Source organism: Mesorhizobium ventifaucium, assembly GCF_935822925.1.
GTDB classification, from domain to species: Bacteria; Pseudomonadota; Alphaproteobacteria; order Rhizobiales; family Rhizobiaceae; genus Mesorhizobium; species Mesorhizobium ventifaucium.
In genome coordinates this window covers 223,489-243,376 of the sequence record NZ_CAKXZS010000012.1, presented here as the reverse complement: position 1 = coordinate 243,376, position 19,888 = coordinate 223,489, and the positions used below count along the sequence as shown (strand labels likewise).

General features: G+C 62.9%; 17 protein-coding genes and 3 pseudogenes. 16 read left to right on the top strand and 4 right to left on the bottom strand.

All coding sequences use genetic code 11. The features are described 5' to 3' along the window. Positions 1-42: 42 nt before the first annotated feature. Positions 43-1,575 (bottom strand): AAA family ATPase, encoded by a 1,533-nt coding sequence (locus tag NMG70_RS12155; RefSeq protein WP_367185524.1) that lies wholly within the window; start codon positions 1,573-1,575, stop codon positions 43-45. 75 nt (positions 1,576-1,650) lie between these two features. Continuing rightward, a pseudogene (locus NMG70_RS32920) lies at positions 1,651-1,719 on the bottom strand (AAA family ATPase); the annotation flags it as partial. 150 nt (positions 1,720-1,869) lie between these two features. On the opposite strand from NMG70_RS32920, the gene NMG70_RS12150 reads away from it, so the two are divergent. The 6 genes and pseudogenes from NMG70_RS12150 (at position 1,870) to NMG70_RS12130 (ending at position 8,362) form a co-directional block, all read left to right on the top strand. Next, positions 1,870-2,088, top strand: coding sequence for a hypothetical protein (locus NMG70_RS12150; RefSeq protein WP_436798374.1), 219 nt, complete (start codon positions 1,870-1,872; stop codon positions 2,086-2,088). Positions 2,089-2,159: 71 nt separating this feature from the next. Further along, positions 2,160-2,279 (top strand): annotated as a pseudogene (locus NMG70_RS32915) (hypothetical protein); the annotation flags it as partial. Positions 2,280-2,337: 58 nt separating this feature from the next. Further along, positions 2,338-2,913 (top strand): CDGSH iron-sulfur domain-containing protein, encoded by a 576-nt coding sequence (locus tag NMG70_RS12145; protein ID WP_254024820.1) that lies wholly within the window; start codon positions 2,338-2,340, stop codon positions 2,911-2,913. Between the two features lie 32 nt (positions 2,914-2,945). Further along, positions 2,946-4,967 carry a hydantoinase/oxoprolinase family protein gene (locus NMG70_RS12140; protein WP_254024738.1) on the top strand — a complete coding sequence of 674 codons (2,022 nt, stop codon included), beginning with the start codon at positions 2,946-2,948 and terminating at the stop codon, positions 4,965-4,967. Between the two features lie 516 nt (positions 4,968-5,483). After that, positions 5,484-7,658: a malate synthase G gene (locus NMG70_RS12135; RefSeq protein ID WP_254024737.1), complete on the top strand. Its 2,175-nt coding sequence runs from the start codon at positions 5,484-5,486 to the stop codon at positions 7,656-7,658. A 161-nt stretch (positions 7,659-7,819) separates the two neighbouring features. Next, complete coding sequence (locus NMG70_RS12130; RefSeq protein ID WP_254024736.1) at positions 7,820-8,362, top strand: hypothetical protein; 543 nt, start codon at positions 7,820-7,822, stop codon at positions 8,360-8,362. Between the two features lie 351 nt (positions 8,363-8,713). On the opposite strand, the gene NMG70_RS12125 is transcribed toward NMG70_RS12130, so the two are convergent. Together NMG70_RS12125 and gshB are read right to left on the bottom strand one after the other, a co-directional pair. Continuing rightward, entirely contained in the window at positions 8,714-10,246 is a 1,533-nt protein-coding gene (locus NMG70_RS12125) for a YifB family Mg chelatase-like AAA ATPase (RefSeq protein ID WP_254024735.1), read from the bottom strand. A 174-nt stretch (positions 10,247-10,420) separates the two neighbouring features. Next, positions 10,421-11,362, bottom strand: coding sequence for a glutathione synthase (gene gshB, locus NMG70_RS12120; protein ID WP_254024734.1), 942 nt, complete (start codon positions 11,360-11,362; stop codon positions 10,421-10,423). Positions 11,363-11,458: 96 nt separating this feature from the next. Here gshB and NMG70_RS12115 point away from each other — a divergent pair. From NMG70_RS12115 to NMG70_RS12070, 10 genes and pseudogenes are all read left to right on the top strand, one after another. Continuing rightward, a pseudogene (locus NMG70_RS12115) lies at positions 11,459-11,596 on the top strand (GGDEF-domain containing protein); the annotation flags it as partial. Positions 11,597-11,800: 204 nt separating this feature from the next. Continuing rightward, positions 11,801-12,568 carry an SDR family NAD(P)-dependent oxidoreductase gene (locus tag NMG70_RS12110; protein ID WP_254024732.1) on the top strand — a complete coding sequence of 256 codons (768 nt, stop codon included), beginning with the start codon at positions 11,801-11,803 and terminating at the stop codon, positions 12,566-12,568. Next, positions 12,565-13,509, top strand: coding sequence for a 2-dehydro-3-deoxygalactonokinase (locus NMG70_RS12105; protein WP_254024731.1), 945 nt, complete (start codon positions 12,565-12,567; stop codon positions 13,507-13,509). The genes NMG70_RS12110 and NMG70_RS12105 overlap by 4 nt, the downstream gene beginning before the upstream one ends. Before the next feature lie 22 nt (positions 13,510-13,531). Next, positions 13,532-14,173, top strand: coding sequence for a 2-dehydro-3-deoxy-6-phosphogalactonate aldolase (locus NMG70_RS12100; protein ID WP_254024730.1), 642 nt, complete (start codon positions 13,532-13,534; stop codon positions 14,171-14,173). After that, positions 14,170-15,051, top strand: coding sequence for an SMP-30/gluconolactonase/LRE family protein (locus NMG70_RS12095; protein ID WP_254024729.1), 882 nt, complete (start codon positions 14,170-14,172; stop codon positions 15,049-15,051). Before NMG70_RS12100 ends, NMG70_RS12095 begins: the two co-directional genes overlap by 4 nt. Before the next feature lie 154 nt (positions 15,052-15,205). Next, entirely contained in the window at positions 15,206-16,276 is a 1,071-nt protein-coding gene (locus tag NMG70_RS12090) for a D-alanine--D-alanine ligase family protein (protein ID WP_254024728.1), read from the top strand. Between the two features lie 156 nt (positions 16,277-16,432). Beyond that, on the top strand, positions 16,433-17,101 hold the full coding sequence (locus tag NMG70_RS12085; RefSeq protein WP_254024727.1) for a helix-turn-helix domain-containing protein: 669 nt from the start codon (positions 16,433-16,435) through the stop codon (positions 17,099-17,101). A 30-nt stretch (positions 17,102-17,131) separates the two neighbouring features. Next, positions 17,132-18,202 carry an extracellular solute-binding protein gene (locus NMG70_RS12080; RefSeq protein ID WP_254024726.1) on the top strand — a complete coding sequence of 357 codons (1,071 nt, stop codon included), beginning with the start codon at positions 17,132-17,134 and terminating at the stop codon, positions 18,200-18,202. Between the two features lie 10 nt (positions 18,203-18,212). Continuing rightward, positions 18,213-19,103 (top strand): ABC transporter permease, encoded by an 891-nt coding sequence (locus NMG70_RS12075; protein WP_254024725.1) that lies wholly within the window; start codon positions 18,213-18,215, stop codon positions 19,101-19,103. After that, the gene (locus NMG70_RS12070; RefSeq protein WP_254024724.1) at positions 19,103-19,888 is read left to right on the top strand and encodes an ABC transporter permease; all 786 of its coding nucleotides are present in this window, start codon (positions 19,103-19,105) and stop codon (positions 19,886-19,888) included. Before NMG70_RS12075 ends, NMG70_RS12070 begins: the two co-directional genes overlap by 1 nt.

Genomic DNA, 19,888 nt, shown 5'->3' with positions numbered 1-19,888 from the left:
CATCGGCTGTTCAGAAGCGACGCGACGGACTCTGAAAGCGCCTTACTTCTCCGCGAAATACTGGTTTACATCTAAGATCATATCGCGAAACTCAGAGTCGATTTCTGATACGTGAAAATCGTCCAGAATCTGAAATAAAGAAAGAGAGACTCCGAACTTCTCTTCGAGAGCTCGATTGAGAGCAGAGAAAAACTCCTTACCCGCAATACGATACCCGTAGCCTCTCTCACCCCAATCCTGGTCGAACTCACCCTTGGCCATCTTAAGTATAGTTTGCATCTCTCGCCTATCGCGGGAAAGCTGATAGTACTTATTCGTTGCAGATTGAACATTTATGAGAGAGTCCTCTCGTAGTGAGAAAGAAGTCTCCGCCAAAATTTTATCGACCCATGCCAGTTCGATAACTTTATCCTTCTTTTTGGCAGCCTTTTGCGCGGCTTTCGAAATCGCCTCCGATGAGATGACGTAGTTCTCAATTTCTTTGCGGCGAAGCACATGGCAAAAGACCCCGGAGCTTCGCAACTTTTGCTCATGGCTTTCGATTTCGTTCAGGCACCGATAATCTCTATCGAAAATAGCCGCTATTTTTGGTTGAATTCCGAATAGCTCCTGAAACGCCCACGGCAAGTTCCCAACTCGCGGCCATTGCTCATACCCACCGATCTTGAGAAGCATTGTATCGGGATCACTGAAGATACCGTCAGCGACTATCATCTGCTCAAATCGACGGTATATGGAGCGGTCGTTACCTTCAAACGCGATAATCCTTTTGGCCCTCGAAAGCCGGGCGAAGTCCGCATTTTCTGAGGAGCCTAAGAGTGCATGGGCACTCCGATAGCCCTCCTCTGTCGTAATTCTCTTTCCAGTTTGAAAGTCTGGTCTTACAAGGACCACATCGCCTGAATTCGCTTCGTTCATGATCTCAGCTGAGTGCGTAGCAAGAAAGATCTGCGAGAATCTCTTTTTAGCGATGCTATATAGCTTCCTCTGAAGGTCGGCGTGAAGGTATACATCCGGCTCATCTAGCACGAGGATGTCACCTCCTGACCCTCTCAGAAAATGGGTCATGATTTGCATCCATGCCTGAAAACCAAACCCAGATAAGAAAATTTCTCGAGGATGCCCGCCTTCTAGATACAGCATCTCTAGTGTGGCCGGAATTCCGAAAACCGGCTTCGGCTTGTGAACCTCAATATCTTTCCAGTTACTCTCTACTAAGGCGGAGAATTCCTGGAATTCTGCATGAGATTTCTGTCTCCAAATATTCCTAAAGTTTCTCGCCGCCAGTCTGGTATGCTCTACACTTCTAACGTAATCGGGATCATTTGGTTTTTCGGTTTCCTCGAATTGGCCGAGCGTGGGCACAACGATCACCGCCTCCGGAAAACAGTCCTTGAAATAAGCTTTTGTTCGTTTTGCCCTTCTGTCCGATTCGATAAAAACATTCGGCTGACGCTCCGTACTCAAAACTAAATGAAGTACAGATCCATTATCGTGATAAATCGACACGTTAACGTCGAGCTCAGACTCGTTGGTCGGAATATTTGCGATCGGCAAGCAAAAGTTTTTGTTCATTATTTCATATGTGGCGCAAACGCCGTGCGACCCTTGGGTTTTGAGTACCGGAAGGCGATATTCGGCGTATCGCGCGACGTCAGCGAATAACCGAAGTGCATCGAGAACTGACGACTTTCCGGCATTGTTGGGGCCTACAAAGATGTTCCTCTCTTTACAGGTAACGCGGAATTCGTGTGTTTTCGAAAGTTTTCGAATTCGATTTTTCTTAGAATTTCCGCCTCCCTCACCAGAACAGGTGACAGCTGGACTTCTTCGTGAGTCGTAATCGCCAAACGGTTATGAAAGTGTCCATTGGCGCTTCCCAACGCATCGGCCCCGCGCTCTGTCTTGCCGCATTGTTTGCGCCCGGCGGCGCATGCCGGCGACGTCACTTTCGAGATCAAGAACAGCCATCCCAACGCCATGCGCGTCGAGCTCTACAGCCAGGACCGCGACTATGTCTGGCCGGGCGACGATCAGGACTATTATCTCAACGACGGGGAGACCGAGGAAATCGATCTGGTTCCGTAGCGGGGCACCCTACCTGGGGGAGAAGGTAAGGCGCCTAGTGGCTTGACGCCGTCCTGGGCCATCGCCATAGCGTGAGGCATCAGCAAGGAGCGCACCCATGGCAGGCATGGTCGAAGGGCGAAAAGATCGATGTCGGCTTTTCAGGAAAACGCTGCATCCATTCGCGCAACTGCGTGCTTGGCGATCCGCGTGTCTTCGTGCCCAATCCGAAGGGCCAGTGGATCCATCCCGAGGCGGCCAGCGTTGATCGTGGCGATCGCCGAAAGCTGTCCGTCGGGCGCCATCACCTACATCAGAAAGGATGCCGGACCGCAGGAACAGCCGCCGGTGGTCAACACCGTGCGCATCCGCGAAAACGGTTCGCTGGCGCTGCATGCCGAAATCGTGCTTGGCGATGAGACGTCTTTTCGCGCCACGCTCTGCCGCTGCGGTGCTTCGGAAAACAAGCCGTTCTGCGACGGCAGCCACAACAAATCAGGTTTTGCCGCCACCGGCGAGCCGGCGCTGAAGGACACGCCGGCGCTGGACGCGAGGAATGGCCCGCTCACCGTGACGCCGACGAAGAACGGCCAGCTCAAGCTCGAGGGCAATCTCGAAATCGTCACCGGCACCGGCCACACGGTCGACCGCACGCAACGCACCTTCCTCTGCCGCTGCGGCCATTCCGCCAACAAGCCGTTTTGTGATGGGACGCATAAGAAGGTGGGGTTTGTAGGGCAGTCTGGCGCTGCTGCCAAAGCTGCCAACCTCCCCCCACAAGGGGAGAGATCGAACTTCATCGTGGCCCAGCGCTCGTGGCTTTATCGGCCGGCCCGTATCGGCTAAGGGCGGGGAAGCAAAACTCCGGACCCGCCAGAATGACCACCAAACCCTCGCCCCTGTTCCTCGGCATCGACACCGGCGGCACCTACACCGACGCCGTGCTGTGGTCGGAAGTCGGCGGACCAAGCGGAAAAGTGCTGGCCAAAGCCAAGGCGCTGACCACGCGCCATGATCTGGCGGTCGGCATATCGGGCGCGGTCGATGCGGTGTTGCAAAAAGCCGCCACCGACCCGGCCGCCATAAAACTGGTGTCGATGTCGACGACGCTGGCCACCAACGCGCTGGTCGAGGGCCAGGGCGGCCGCGTGGCGCTGGTGATGATCGGCTTTTCCGAAGGCGACCTCGCCCGCGACGGGCTGAAGGCGGCACTTGGCACCGATCCGGTGGTGTTCTGCCCCGGCGGCCATGACGTCCACGGCAATGCGGCAAAGCTCGACCTGTCCGGGCTGGAGGCCGCGCTGCCGGACCTCGGCGCCTCGGTATCCGGCTTTGCCGTCTGCGCCTACTTCGCTACCCGCAACCCGGCGCATGAGCTCGCCGCCCGCGACCTCATCCGCGAAAAGACCGGCCTGCCGGTCACCGCCAGCCACGAGCTGTCGGCCAAGCTCGGCGGTCCGCGCCGGGCGCTGACGACGCTGCTCAACGCCAGGCTGATCTCGATGATCGACCGGCTGGTCGCGGCGACCGAGGGTTTTCTCGCCGCGCGCGGCATCGCCGCACCGCTGATGGTGGTGCGCGGCGACGGCGCCCTGGTTTCGGCGGCCTTTGCCCGCCAGCGGCCGATCGAGACGATTCTTTCCGGCCCGGCCGCCAGCCTGGTCGGCGCCCGCCATATGACCGGCCTCGATAATGCTGTCGTCTCCGACATCGGCGGCACAACCACTGATGTCGCCGTGCTCGACCAGGGCCGTCCCAGGCTGGATCCGGAAGGCGCCACCGTCGGCGGCTTCCGCACCATGGTCGAGGCGGTGGCCATGCGCACCTTTGGGCTCGGCGGGGATTCCGAAGTGACGCTGGAGGACGGCGCGCTCAACCCAAGAATCCTGCTCGGGCCGCGCCGCCTGGTGCCGCTGGCGCTGGCCGGCATGGTGCATGGCGAGGCGGTCACTTCAGAACTGGAGCGCCAGCTGCGCGCGCCGAACCCCGGCCGCATGGATGGCCGCTTCGCCGTGCGCACCGGCGTGCCGGAGCGGCTCGCCGCCGGCCTCACCGCTCCGGAAGCCAGGCTCTACGAGGCGATTGGCAGCGTGCCGCTCGCCCTCGACAGGCTGCTCACCTCGAACGCCCAGAACGCCACCTTGAACCGGCTGGTGTCGCGCGGCCTCGTGCATATCTCGGGGTTCACTCCCTCGGATGCCGCACATGTGCTGGGCAAGCAGGCCAACTGGGATGCCGCCACCGCGAGGCTCGGCGCCGAACTGTTCACCCGCAAGCGCGACGGCCGCGGCCAGTTCATCGCCGCGACGCCGGAGGCGATCTCGGAGCGGGTGCTGCTGACGCTGACGCGCTGGTCGGCGGAATACATCCTCGAAACCGCCTTTGCCGAGGACGGGCTGGACGGCGCCGCGACCGTGGCGCACGCGCTGGTGCAGCGCGCCGTCGATTCCCATCCAGGCATCGCCCGGCTCAGCGTGGCGCTCGACCGTCCGGTCATCGGCCTCGGCGCCTCGGCGCCGCTGCATTATGCCGGCCTCGCCGAACTGGTCGGCAATGACTGCGTCGTGCCGGAGGATACCGACGCCGCCAACGCGCTCGGCGCCGTCGTCGGCCAGGTCCGCGTCTCGGCGGAGGCGCGCGTCAGCCAGCCTAATGAAGGGCTGTTTCGCGTCGCCTCAGGCGAAACCGTGCGCGATTTCAAAGACGAGGCTGCGGCGATCGCGGCGGCCGAGGCCGACGTGCGAGCGCTGGCCGCCGGGCGGGCGAAGGAAGCCGGCACCGACAGCGCCCAGATCGAGGTCGCCAGCGAGTTCCGCGTCTCGACCGTCGAAGGCCAGCGCATGTTCATCGAGGCGCATGTCGTGGCGGTGGCGTCGGGAAGGCCAAGGATTGCGGTGTGAGCACCCGCGCCTTCGTCATCCCAGGGCGAAGCGAACGCGAAGCGGAGCGCAGACCGTAGGATCCATGCCGTTACCTTAGCCGAAGAATCCTGCGGTTCAGAATAGCGTTCGTATTCACACAGGCGTCAAACTCTTCTTCAGCACGCCTTCCCCACACTGACCGCCGGGACGAAGGGCACTCGATTCTGGCATGCCTTCGTGTACACCGAAGTCGCGGCATGGATCCTAGGGTCTTCGCGACGTCGCTTCGCTCCTGCTCCGCCCTAGAGCAATTCCAGGAAAAGTGTGAAACGGTTTTCCGTCCGGAATTGCGCAAAAACAAAGAGATAGAGCGGTTCGGCGTTTCCGTGAAACGATGAACCGCTCTAGGATGACGAAGCGAAGGGATGCTCAGGCGAAACCACTTGCCGGTGCCACGCTGCGGTCTAAATCCTCCCCTTCACCCTAAGCTGAATTGACCCTGCCACCCTGACATGTCAAAGGCCCGGCCAAAGCCTTTCGTCTGGAGAAGCCCCGATGACCGATCGCGTCGAAATCGCCGGATTGCGGATTGCCCGCGAGCTTTATGATTTCGTCGTGAACGAGGCGCTGCGGGGCACCGGCATTGCAGCCGACGCCTTCTGGACCGGCTTTGCGGCCATCGTGCACGATCTTTCGCCGAAGAACCGGGCGCTGCTCGAAAAGCGCGACGCGCTGCAGGACCAGATCGACCGCTGGTATCGCGACAATGGCGCGCCTGGCGATATGGAAGCCTACAAGGCGTTTCTCAGGGAGATCGGCTATCTCGTGCCGGAAGGGCCGGCCTTCTCAGTCGCGACCGAAAATGTCGACCCGGAGATTTCGGTGGTTGCCGGGCCGCAATTGGTGGTGCCGGTGATGAATGCGCGTTACGCGCTGAACGCCGCCAATGCGCGCTGGGGCTCGCTCTACGATGCGCTCTACGGCACCGACGCCATTCCCGAGACCGACGGCGCCGAGAAGGGCGGGAAATTCAATCCCGCGCGCGGCGCCAAGGTCATTGCCTGGGCGAAGGGTTTTCTCGACGAATCGGTGCCGCTGACGACCGGCAAATGGGCTGGGGTGAACGGGCTTTCGGTTGCCAACGGCATGCTGCGGCTGGGGGAGGGCGCCGGCGCCACAACGCTCGCCGACCCCAAACAGTTTGCCGGCTATCGCGGCGACGCCGAGAATCCCGAAGCCGTCCTGCTCACCAGGAATGGGCTGCATATCGAGATTGTGATCGACCGTAGCAACCAGATCGGCAAGACCGATCCGGCCGGCATTGCCGACGTCGTGCTGGAATCGGCTTTGACCACCATCCAGGACTGCGAGGATTCGGTCGCCGCGGTCGATGCGCAGGACAAGGTCTTTGTCTACCGCAACTGGCTCGGCCTGATGAAGGGCGACCTTGCCGAGGAGATCACCAAGGCCGGCAGGACGTTTACGCGAAAACTCAATCCCGACCGGTCGTACACCGCGCCTGATGGCGGCGCGCTCACCCTGCCCGGCCGCTCGCTGATGCTGATCCGCAACGTCGGCCACCTCATGACCAATCCCGCGATATCAGACCGCGACGGCAACGAAGTGCCGGAAGGCATCATGGATGCGGCGATGACGGCGCTGATCGCGCTGCACGATGTCGGAGCGAATGGACGACGCGCCAATTCCCGCACGGGCTCGATGTACGTCGTAAAACCCAAGATGCACGGGCCGGAGGAAGTCGCCTTCGCCGTCGAGATTTTTGGCCGCGTCGAAGCGCTGCTCGGCATGGCCGAAAATACCATCAAGATGGGCATCATGGACGAGGAACGGCGCACCACCGTCAATCTCAAGGAGGCGATCCGCGCCGCCAAAGATCGCGTCGTCTTCATCAACACCGGTTTCCTCGACCGCACCGGCGACGAGATCCACACCTCGATGGAAGCCGGCCCGATGATCCGCAAGGGCGACATGAAGCAGGCCGCCTGGATTGCCGCCTACGAAGCCTGGAACGTCGACACCGGGCTGGAATGCGGGCTGGCCGGCCGCGCCCAGATCGGCAAGGGCATGTGGGCCATGCCCGATCTGATGGCGGCGATGCTGGCGGAGAAGATCGCCCATCCCAGGGCCGGCGCCAACACCGCCTGGGTGCCGTCGCCGACAGCGGCTACGCTGCACGCCACCCATTACCACAAGGTCGACGTCCACGCTGTGCAGGCAGCGCTGAAGAGCCGCCCCAAGGCAAAGCTCGACGACATCTTGTCGGTGCCGGTAGCGGTGCGGCCGAACTGGTCGCCGGAGGAGGTCCAGAACGAGCTCGACAACAACGCGCAAGGGATTCTGGGCTATGTCGTCCGTTGGATCGACCAGGGCGTCGGCTGCTCGAAAGTGCCTGACATCAATGACGTTGGCCTGATGGAGGACCGCGCGACGCTGCGCATCTCCTCGCAGCACATCGCCAACTGGCTGCATCACGGCGTGTGCACCTCAGACCAGGTGATGGAGACGATGAAGCGCATGGCCGGCGTCGTCGACCGCCAGAACGCAGGCGATCCGCTCTACCGGCCGATGGCCCCTGACTTCGACAAGTCGATCGCCTTCCTCGCCGCCTGCGACCTCGTATTCAAGGGCCGGGTTCAGCCCAACGGCTACACTGAGCCGGTGCTGCACGCGCGGCGGCTGGAGCTGAAGGCGAGGGAAAGAGCTCGATAGCGCGCGCAGAATTTTAGCATCACCCGACAGAGATTAGCCATCGCTAAAACGTCGTTGTCCCGATGCATGCCATCTGCTAGATTTTGATCACCGACAAACGGCTCTGGGAGGCCGTGCGTCCACATCATGCACAAGACCAACTCAAAAACCGGAGAACGGCCATGAAACGGCTTCTGACGGTCGCTGCCCCTTTGGCGGCGGCCAGTTTGTTTGCGATTCAAGGCGCAGCCGCCGATGACGCTGCGATGATCAAGAGCGCTGAGTCCGCCGCACCCCCCGCTGTGGCAAGCGGCGCTGCGATCCACGCCATGGATGACAAGGGCGCAATGCGCACGCTGCGCGAGGGTACAAACGGCTTCTGGTGCATGCCGGACCACCCGGCCACGCCTGGCCCGGATCCAATGTGTGGCGATGCCAACTCGATGGAATGGGCAATGGCGTGGATGGAAAAGAAGGAACCGCCCAAGGGCAAGGTCGGCTTCATGTATATGCTGGCCGGCGGCAGCGACGGCAGCAACACCGATCCTTTTGCGACGAAGCCCGAGGAAGGCAACAATTGGATAGAGACCGGCCCGCACGTGATGGTCGTCAATGCAATGGACATGATGCAGGGCTATCCGGCGGACCCCAAGCCTGACACGTCCAGACCATATGTGATGTGGGCGGGCACTCCCTACGCACATCTCATGATCCCGGTTAAGTAGCTGCCGCCGAAATGACTGGCGATAGCGATCAGGCTGCGTAGCGTCAGACTGTCGAGTTCCTGCGGGCCGCTCCCGGCCCGCAGGCGAGGGGCAGATTTCTTGTTTCCGGTTGACGCCTATCGCCGCTGGCGAGGGCGGCGATAGGGGCTTGGCTTCGACGATTCCATCGCCTTCCTCGCCGCCTGCGACCTCGTCTTCAAGGGCCGCGTCCAGCCTAATGGCTACACCGAGCCGGTCCTGCATGCGCGCCAGCTGCAGCTGAAGGCGCGCGAGCGGGCAGGGTAGCACGTCGACGGTCAATCCGAACGGATAGTAGCGCCCGCGCCCCTCCCCTCAAGGGGGAGGGGGACGTCACGCCGCCTGCGCCATCCGCTCCGAGCTCATGCGGTAGGAAATCGCCTCGGCCAGATGGATGCGGCCGACCGTCTCGCTGGCCTCGAGATCGGCCAGCGTCCGCGCCACCTTCAGCACTCGATGATAGGCCCGCGCCGAAAAGCCGAGCTTTTCGCTCGCATCCCTGAGCAGCGACAGCCCCGACGCATCCGGCATCGCGATCTCCTCGATGACCGAGGGCGAGCAATGCGCATTGGTGGTGGCCGACGTCGCGCCGAGCCGTTCGAAACGCTCGCGCTGGATCGTCCGGGCGCGTGCGACGCGCAGCGCCACATCGGCACTTTTCTCCGCCCGGTCCGGCCGGATCAGATCGCTGGCCGAGACCGCCGGCACCTCGATCCGGAGATCGATGCGGTCGAGCAGCGGGCCTGATATGCGCGCCTGGTAGTCGGTGCGGCAGCGGTCGCCGCGCAGGCAGCGATAGCCCGGCTCGCCAGCCATGCCGCAGCGGCACGGGTTCATCGCCGCGACCAGCTGGATGCGCGCCGGATAGGTGACGCGATGATTGGCGCGGGCGATCATGCAGTCGCCGGTCTCCAGCGGCTGACGCAGCGCATCGAGCGCCTGCGGCGAGAATTCGGGAAACTCGTCGAGGAACAGCACGCCGTGATGGGCAAGGGACGCCTCGCCCGGCCGCACGCGCAGGCCGCCGCCGACCATTGCCGCCATCGAGGCCGAATGGTGCGGCGCGCGGAACGGCCGCCGGTCGGTCAGCTTGCCTTCGCCGAGCTCGCCGGCTACCGAGGCGATCATCGAGACTTCGAGCAATTCCCTGGGCGCCAGCGGCGGCAGGATCGATGGCAGCCGCTGCGCCAGCATCGATTTTCCCGATCCCGGCGGTCCGACCATCAGCAGATTGTGGCCGCCGGCCGCCGCCACTTCGAGTGCCCGCTTCGCGGTCTCCTGGCCCTTGATGTCGGCGAGATCAGGCATGTCGCGCGCCGAGACATGGATGCCGGCTTCCGGCCGCGACAGGACCTGCGTGCCGCGAAAATGATTGGCGATGGCGATCAGGCTGCGCGGTGCCAGAATGTCGAAATCCTTGCCGGCCCAAGCCGCTTCCGGGCCGCAGGCGAAAGGGCAGATCAGCCCCTTGCCTTCGGCATTGGCGCCGATCGCCGCCGGCAGCGCGCCGGCCACGGCGGCGATGGTGCCGTCGAGCGACAGCTCGCCAAGCACAACATAGCCGGCCAGCATGTCGCCTGGAATGGCGCCAAGCGCCGCCATCAGGCCAAGCGCGATCGGCAAATCGTAGTGGCTGCCTTCCTTGGGCAGGTCGGCGGGCGCCAGATTGACCGTAACCTTCTTCGAAGGCATCGACAGGCCCGACGCATGCAGCGCCGCCTGCACCCGCTCGCGGCTTTCAGCGACCGCCTTGTCGCCGAGGCCGACGATGTGCATGTTGACCTTGCCGGGCGCGATCATCACCTGCACGTCGACCGGCACGGCCTCGATGCCCTGGAAAGCGACCGTGCGGACCCGCGCAACCATTGTTCTGCCCCCGGATATGGGCTCGCCCGAAGCCCATGCGATCATGCCGCGAACGGCGTCACCGGAAACAACCACAGATTTCGAGCGAAGGCAAGAACATTACGGGAACAATTGATCTGATGGCGTTGCGTTCGGCTACTGGTCGGAAAACCGCTGTTCCGCCAAGCATGGGCGCTACTTGCGTTTCTCCTCGACCGCATCCCAGAACAGGCTCGCAATATCTGCGCCACCAAAACGCTGCACCTCGCGCACGCCGGTCGGCGACGTCACGTTGATCTCGGTCATGTAGTCGCCGATTACGTCGATGCCGACGAGGATGAAACCGCGCTCTTTCAGCGACGGGCCGATACGGGCGCAAATCTCGCGCTCGCGCTCCGTCAATTCGGTTTTTTCGGCGCGGCCGCCGACATGCATGTTGGAGCGTGAATCATGCTCGGCCGGCACCCGGTTGATGGCGCCGACCGGCTCGCCGTCGATCAGGATGATGCGCTTGTCGCCGGCGCGCACCTCCTTGAGATAGCGCTGGACGATGTAGGGCTCGCGGAACATCTGGCCGAACATTTCGAGCAGCGAGGCAAGATTGCGATCGGCTTCGTGCAGGTGGAAGATGCCGGCGCCGCCATTGCCGTAGAGCGGCTTGACGATGATGTCGCCGAACTCCTTGCGGAAGGCGGCAACCTCTTGGCTATCCTTGGTGATCAGCGTTTCCGGCATCAGGTCGGGAAACTCGGCGACAAAGATTTTTTCCGGGCTGTTGCGCACCCAGGCCGGGTCGTTGACCACCAGCGTCTTGGGGTGGATGCGCTCGAGTATGTGCGTCGTGGTGATGTAGTTCATGTCGAACGGCGGATCCTGCCTGAGCAGGACGACGTCCATCTCCGACAGGTCGGTGCGGACTTTCTCGCCGAGCGAATAGTGATTGCCCTTCTCGTCACGGACCTGCATTTCCTCGACGCTGGCAAACACCTTGCCGTCGCGCAGCGACAGCCGGTCGGGCGTATAGTGGAACAGCTGGTGGCCGCGTTGCTGCGCTTCCAGCGACAGCGCAAACGACGTGTCGCCGGCAATCGAGACGGTGGAGATGTGGTCCATCTGGACGGCGATTTTCAGAGGCATGGCGGATCTCCCGGATGGGCAGCTGTGCTTGCCCTTACAACCTCGACGGTCATCTGCCAATCGCGACATTTTGAGAATTGCCTGCTGGGCGTAGGTGAGGCGCAGGCAGAGCGCCTTGTCCAGTTCGGCAGCGCCGGCGGCAACGATTCCTGTTCGGCAGGCCGGTGTGCCGATGCCACGCTCGGCTATCTCAGAAATTCGCTCCGTGGCACCTTGCGCGTCAAGGCGATCTGACGAGCGATTTGTCAGACATAAGCCCGCGAATTTGCTTTTTCTCCCTTGCTCCCCCGACCGGGCTGGCTAGGATGCGCGCCGACCGAGCCTACAGCGCCGCGCGTCCTTTTGGCCGCGCAAAGAACGCTGTGGCACTTTGATTTTGCGCATGATCCTTTCCGAAGGTCGAAACCGATTTTCGGGGTCACGCGCAGGGAGAAAAAAATGATGCCATCGGCGCGCTTTGCCGACCTAGAGGGCGCTTCGGTGCTGATCACCGGCGGCGGCTCCGGTATTGGCGCGGCGCTGACCGAGGGTTTTGCCCGCCAGGGGGCAAAGGTCGCCTTCATCGACATCGCCGACGGCCCGAGCCTGGCGCTGGCCGACCGCATCGAGAAGGATCTCGGCCGCCGCCCCCTCTATCTCAAGACCGACATACGCGACATCGAAGCGCTGCGGGCTTCAGCTGCCAAAGCGGCCGAAGCGCATGGCGACGTGACCGTGCTGGTCAACAATGCAGCACTTGACGATCGCCACGCGGTGGAAGATGTCACCGTGGAGTTCTGGGACAACAACCAGGCGGTCAATCTGCGTCCGCACTTCTTCTCCGCACAAGCCGTAGCGCCGGGCATGAAGCGCGCCGGCGGCGGCTCTATCATCAACTTCACGTCGACGTCGTTTCTGATCAACCACCCCGACATGCCGGCCTATACCGCGGCCAAGGCCGGCATCGTCGGCCTGACCAAGGGGCTCGCCGGCAAGCTCGGCGCCGACGGCATTCGCGTCAATGCGATCGCACCCGGCTGGGTGATTACCGAGCGGCAGAAGCAGCTCTGGGTCACCGAACAGGCGCTCGCCGCCCACGTTGCCAAGCAATGCATCAAGCAGATGATGCAGCCGGAAGACATTGTCGGCACGGTGCTGTTCCTGGCTTCGGACGCTTCGCGGATGCTGACCGCACAGATGCTGATCGTCGATGGGGGCTTCCTGTGAGCCCAGAATTCGCGAGCAACGCGCCTTCTGTCGCCGCCGTCGATTGGGGCACGACCCGTCTCAGGGTCTGGCTGGTCGATGAGACCGGAAATGTTCTCGTCGAGCGTCGCGGCGACGATGGGCTGATCACCGCGCAGGCCGCCGGATTTTCGACCATCCTCGAAGGACATCTGGCGGCGATGGGCGCGCCGGAAACGATGCCCGTCATCATCTGCGGCATGGCCGGCTCGCGCCAGGGCTGGCTCGAGGCGCCCTATGTCAGCGTGCCGGCGCCGATCGGCGCCATCCTTGCCGGTGCTGCGCGCGTTCCCGGCCAGCGCCGCGACATCCGGATCGTGCCGGGCCTTGCCCAGCGCCAGGCCGACGCGCCCGACGTTATGCGCGGCGAGGAAACGCAGCTTGCCGGCGCCGGTTTGCCGGCAAATGGCCACCATCTCGTCTGCATGCCCGGCACCCATTCGAAATGGGTGCTGGTCGCGGACGGCGCTGTTGCCGGTTTCGGCACCTGGCCGACCGGCGAGCTGTTTTCGGTGCTGGCGGCGCATTCGATCCTGCGCCATTCGCTGGGCGAGCAGCCCCAGCCGGTTGCCCCAGGCAATCCGTTTTTCCGGCGCTGGTGCGAGCAAGCGCTGGCCGAGGGCGGCGATGTCACGTCGAGACTGTTCTCGATCCGCGCCGCTGGCCTGCTTCAGGACCTGAAGCCCGACGATGCCGCTGCCTGCCTGTCCGGCCTGCTGATCGGCGGCGAGATCGCCTCGGCCAGCCGGCGCTATGGGAAAGGCGGGTCGGTCGTGCTGGTCGCTTCCGGCGCGCTCGGCGCGCTGTACACGGACGCGCTCGGCCTTGCCGGACTTGCGGTGAGAGCCGTCGATGCCGACGAGGCGGTGCGTCTCGGCCTGATCGAAGCGGCGCGCGAAAATGGCATGATTGCCCAGACATGATCGACAACAGCGGAGTTGCCGCATGACCGAGACCGCACCATTTCCGAAGCTCGAGCGCGGGCTTGTCGCCATCTTGCGCGGCCTCGAGCCGGACGAGGCGGTGGCCATTGGCCGGGCGATCTTCGAGGCCGGCATCGAAGCGATCGAAGTGCCGCTCAATTCGCCGGACCCGTTTTCCTCCATCGCGAGGATTGTTGAGGCGCTGCCGGCGACGGCACTGGTCGGCGCCGGCACTGTGCTGACCGCGGCCGATGTCGACGGATTGCAAAAGGCCGGCGGGCGGCTGCTGGTCAGCCCCAACATCGATGCGGAGGTCATGGGTCGCGCCATGAATTACGGCATGGTGACGATGCCGGGCGTGTTCACGCCGACCGAAGCCTTCCAGGCCATCCGGCTCGGCGCCTCGGCGCTGAAATTCTTCCCGGCCAGTGTGCTCGGTGCGACCGGCATCGCGGCGATGCGCGCCGTTTTGCCCGCTGAGACGCTGGTCGGCGCGGTCGGCGGCGTGTCGGAGAAGGACTTTGCCGGCTACAAAGCAGCCGGCGTCAGCGTCTTCGGCCTGGGATCCAGCCTGTTCAAGCCTGGTATGAGCGTCGACGAGGTGGCCGTGCGGGCGCGGGCTGCCGCAGCGGCCTGGGATGCAGCGTTTGGAGCGGCAGGATGAGGGAAGCCATCGTTTCGGTTTTTTCCGACCATGTCTGCCAGCTTGGCGAAGGACCGAGCTACGACCCCGCCACCGATACGCTCTACTGGTTCGACATCGTCAACGGCCAGCTTCTGGAAAAGCCGCTGTCCGGCGGTGCGGTCAAAATCCACGAGCTCGGCCAGATGGCCAGCGCCATCGCCATCATCGACGACAAAAGACAATTGATCGCCACCGAAACCGGCCTGCATGTCCGCGACGTGGCGACCGGCAAAATGACGCTGCACACGGCGATCGAGGCCGACAATCCGGTGACGCGCTCGAACGATTCGCGTGTCCATCCCTGTGGCGCCTTCTGGGTCGGCACGATGGGCAAGGGCGAGGAAAAGGCCGCCGGCTCGATCTACTGGTTCTTCAGGGGAGAGTTGCGCCGGCTTTATTCCGACATCACGGTGTCGAACTCGATCTGCTTTTCCGAAGATGGAACGATCGCCTGTTACACCGATACCAGCACCGGCCTGTTGATGCGCGTCGCCTGCGATCCAGCGACCGGCCTGCCGGTCGGCGAACCGAAGATCTTCGTCGATCACCGCAAGGCCAAGGGCTATATCGACGGTTCAGTGCTCGATCGCGACGGTGTTCTTTGGAACGCCTGCTGGGGCGGTAGCGTCGTTGAGGCTTACGGGCCTGACGGCAAGCTCATCCGTTCGGTCGCGATGCCGGTGACGCAACCGTCTTGCCCGGCCTTTGTCGGCAGGAATGCCGACCGGCTGGTGGTCACTTCAGCCTGGTCGGGCAAGGATGAGAAACAGCGCCTGCTGGATCCGCAAGCCGGCATGACGTTTCTGCTCGACATTCCAGTCAACGGCCGCTTCGAGCCGCGCGTGCTGATCGCCTAGACCACGATTCATGGTCAAACAAGAAGATTGCACCAGCACTGTCGGGCAGGCGTCCGGCCGACGTCGGTTTTCCGCGAAGGCCTGATACGTCAGCCGTGCGATGGTAGGCAATCGCGCTGCCAGGACCCGTTCATACCCGGGAATCGTTCATCTCATGTCAAGCCGCAAGCCGAAGCTGATCCTTGTCTACGAGCCGGAAAAGGCCTGCTTCGAGCGGCTGGTCGCCGATGGCCACGTGGCGGCGCGCGCCGCCGAAATCGCCTCCTATCTGGCGCAATCGACCGATATCGCCTCTGAGTTCGATGCGCTGGCCGCAGCCTGCCGGAAGCGCGGCCTGTCCTTCGCGCCGGTGGCGCTCGACGATGCCGCAAATATGCTTGCCGGTGAGGACCCGGACACGACCCTGGTGTGGACGCTGACTGACGGCATCGCCTATTTCCGCGGCGGTGCGGCGCCGGCTCTGGCAAGACTGAACGGCCTGAACCTGCTCGGCGCCGATGATGCGCTGTTTGCGCTCTGCCAGGATAAGTTCCGCTCCGGCGCCGTGCTCGGCGCACTCGGCCTGCCGGTGCCGCAATCCGGTTTGGCCCGCGACGGTCATTGGCTGGTCGAGCCACCGGCTTCGCCGGCCGGCTGGTTTGTCAAGCCGAACCGGCTCGGCGCCAAGATTGGCATCTGGCCGGATTCGCGCAGCAGCGATCTCGGCCATGCGCTTGAGCTTAGCCGGCGCGTGTTCGCCGCCTATCGCGACGACGTCGTCGTGCAGCCCTATGTCGCCGGGCGCAACGCGCGCGCGAGTTTTCTGGGTCTGAAGCCCGACACCGGCATCGAGGCGCTCGGCATCGCCTTTGTCGATTCGGGCGGTGATTTCCAGACCATGGCGGACAGCCTGGCGCTTTACGGCGACACCGGCGAGGCTGCCAGGGCGGCGGGAACATACGCCGAGCCCGTGTTGCTGCCGGTCGCTGCCAGCCAGCCGCGAGCCGATGCAACCATCCGCCAAATCGCGCAAAGCCTGATGACCGGGCTCGGCCTGCGAGATGTATTTTCCATCGATTTCCGGGTCGAAGCCGACGACAGCGTCCATCTCATCGAGTTCGAGGTCTGCCCCGGCTTGCCCTGCTTCGATTTCCGCGCCTATTGCCGCACGCAATGGGAGATGGGACTCGCCGATGCTATGGCCGAGACCGCCGCGAGCCGTTTTAGCCGATTGGCCGCGTCCTGAGCAGAAACCCTGCGCGAAGCTGCCCAGAGAGCCAAGTCCGCCAGCAAGATGAGCAGCGCCCGTGTCGCAGCTGACCGGCGGCCCAGGATCGTTTCTCGACAAAAGGCTTGCGTTCCGACATCTCACTTAATAAGGTGTTAAGTGAGGAGGCAATCGGTGAAAGTCGACCCTGCGACATCCCTGGAGATGACAGCGCTGGCAGCGCCGGAAGCAAAAAAGGCGAAGCATGTCGGCGGCCGGATCAAGGCCATTCGCACAGCCCGGCGCATTTCGCTTCGCCAGCTGGCCGACATGGTCGGCACGACGGCGAGCTTCATCAGCCAGCTCGAGCGCAACCTGAGCGGAGCCAGCGCCAGCACTCTGATGCGGATCGCGGCTGCGTTGGATCTCGGCATCAACGACCTGTTCGAGCAGACCGAGGGCGGGTTCCACAAGGTGCTCACGAGGGCCGACCGCCCTCTGCTGCCGATCAGCCACGGTTGCCGAAAGACGTTGCTGTCGCGGCGGCCGATCCATGAATTCGAGGTCTATTCGGGGGATTTCGACGTCGGCGGCTCGACCGGCAACGACGCTTACACACATGGCGGCAAGCACGAGATGTTCGTCGTCCTGAAGGGGACGGTCGAGCTGACGCTGGCAGGCGAGCGTTTCGTCATGAACGAGGGCGACAGCATCGAATACGCAACCTCGACGCCGCATCGCACGGCAAACATCGGCAAGACGCCGGCGCAGGTGCTCTGGATCATCGCGCCCCCGACCAGCGGCGCGGCGGAACTCAATCGATACACGCCCGGACAAGGCTCGCAGCCGGGCGAACCGAACTAATGCGGGTGCACATAAATGGGAGATAAAACTATGAAGACCAAGATCGGACAGGTGGCCGCACTCGGGCTGCTGATGATCACGACCGCAGCGCTTGCGCAAAGCAAGCCCGTGGCAGGCGAGGTGGCCGAGGGCTCGCTGAAGGGCAAGACGCTCACCTTCGTCTCGTATGGAGGCATTTACCAGGATGGTCAGATCGCCGCGCTGAAAGAGTTCGTGGATAAGTCCGGCGTGACGCTGCTCAGCGACGGGCCAACTGAAATCTCGAAACTGAAGGCGCAGGTCGAGTCCGGCAATGTCACCTGGGACGTTGTCGATACCGGCGATTTCCCGCCCTACGTCTATTGCGGCAAGCTGTTCCAGAAGCTGGACTTCTCGAAGATCGATACGTCCAACATTCCGGAGGGCCAGATCAGCGAATGCAGTGTGCCGGCCATGAACTATGGCGTGGTGCTGATGTACAACACCGAAAAATACAAGGATAACCCGCCCAAGAGCTGGAGGGATTTCTTCGACATCGAGAAGTTCCCAGGCTCGCGCGCGTTGGATGGCAGCGGCGATCTGTCCGGCGGAATGATCGAGCAGGCGCTGCTCGCAGCCGGTGGGTCGGTCGAAAACATGACGGTTGCCGATATCGACAAGGCGATAGAGAAGGTGAAGTCGCTCGGTCCGGACACGATCTTCTGGAAGACCGGCGCCGATTCCCAGCAGCTCGCCGAATCCGGGGAAGCCGACATGATCGCGATGTGGACCGGACGTGCCATGACCGCAGTCAAGAACGGCGCGAAGTACACGCCGGCGTGGCAGGACTGGCTGGTTGTGATGGACCAGATGACCGTTCCGATGGGCGTCAAGGATCCCGACGCGGCGCATGCGCTGATCAACGCCTATGTCGGCAAGAGCGCGCAGGAGACGCTTGCAAAAACCACCTCGTATACCCCTATCCACAAGGACGCGAAGCCCGAGGTGGACGAGGTCACCGCGGCGTTCATGACCAACACGCCGGACAAGCTGAAGCTTGGCTACCAGCAGAACATCAAGTTCTGGGTGGAGAACTTCGAGGTGGCGAACGAAAAGTGGAACGCGTTGATGGCGGGCAACTAGGTCCGCCACCGTGGCAACGAGAGCAATCGACAGCCGGAACACTGTTTCGGCTGTCGCCGCAGACGACCGGCGGCGCTGGTTTCGTGGACAAGCTTTTTGGCTTGTCGCGCCGGCGCTGCTGCTGCTCGTCATCTGCCTTGGTCTGCCGCTCGCCATCGTTACCTTGCGCAGCTTTTCCGAACCGCAATGGGGATGGCAGAACTATGCCTGGTTCTTCGGCACACCGGTCAACCTGACCGTGCTTCAGCGCACTTTCGCGATCTCCGCCTGGGTGACGCTGGTATGTCTCATTGCCGGCTATCCCTATGCCTATGTAATGACCGCAGTCGGACCCAAGATGCGGCTCGTCCTCATCCTGTGCGTGCTGGTGCCGTTCTGGGTGAGCGGCGTGGTGCGCACCCTGGCATGGGTCATCCTGTTGCAGGATTCCGGCGTGATCAACTCCGTCATCCGGGCAGTCGGCCTCAGCCCGGTCAAGCTGATCCGCACGCAGACAGGCGTGGTGATCGGTATGGCGCAGGTGCTGTTGCCGTTCATGATCCTGCCGCTCTATTCGGTAATGAAGACGATCGACCTGCGGCTCATGCAGGCGGCACGAAGCCTCGGCGCGAGCCCGGCGCGCGCCTTTGCCCAGGTCTATCTGCCGCTCTCGCTTCCGGGCGTCTACGCGGGCGCCATCATCGTGTTCATTCTTGCGCTCGGGTTCTACATCACCCCCGCGCTGCTCGGCGGTCCGCGTTCGACCATGCTGTCGACCCTAATCCAGAACCAGGTGCTCAGCCTGCTCAACTGGGGCCGCGGCGGTGCGATGGGTGTGGTGCTGTTGATCGCGACCTTCGTCCTGCTCGCGCTCGCAGCACCGCTGTCGCGTCAGCCGCACAAGACGGGCTCGACACGCTGATGAAACAGCGCGGTCGTATCCTGCTCGGTCTGTACTGCCTGCTGGTCGCGGTCTGGCTGGTCGCACCGACGATCGTTGTCGTGCCGATGTCGTTCAACGACAAGAAATCGTTGGCTTTTCCGCCATCCGGCTTTTCCTGGCAATGGTACCAGAACTTTTTCACCAGCCCCGAATGGTCGGCGAGCCTGGTCGGTTCGCTCAAGGTCGCCGTCGTCACGGCGGTGTTCGCCACCGTCATCGGCACGCTGGCGGCATTCGGCCTCGATCGCATGAAAAGCCGCGTCAGCGGCGTGCTGCGCGCGCTGCTGATCACGCCAATGGTCGTGCCGGGGGTGGTGCTCGCCGTCGGAATCTACGCGGTCTATCTCGATATGCGGTTGGTCGGCACCATGACCGGCTTCGTGCTGGCCCACACGATGCTCGCCGTTCCTTTCGTCATCATCGCCGTCTCCGCCAGCCTGGAAGTCTTCGACAAACGGCTGGAGACTGCTGCTGCCAGCCTCGGCGCGACCCGGCTGACGGCGTTCAGGACGGTGACGTTGCCGCTGATCGCGCCGGGCATCCTGTCGGGCCTGCTGTTTGCGTTCGTAACCTCATTCGACGAGATCATCGTCGCGCTGTTCATCACCAGCCCGTATCTGAAGACACTGCCGGTCCAGATATTCTCGAGCATTACCCGGGATGCCGACCCCACCGTTGCGGCGGTGGGCACGCTGCTCTTCATCACGACATCGCTGGTGATCGGGGCGGGGCTGCTGATCGGTTCGAGACAGGGAAAACGTTGA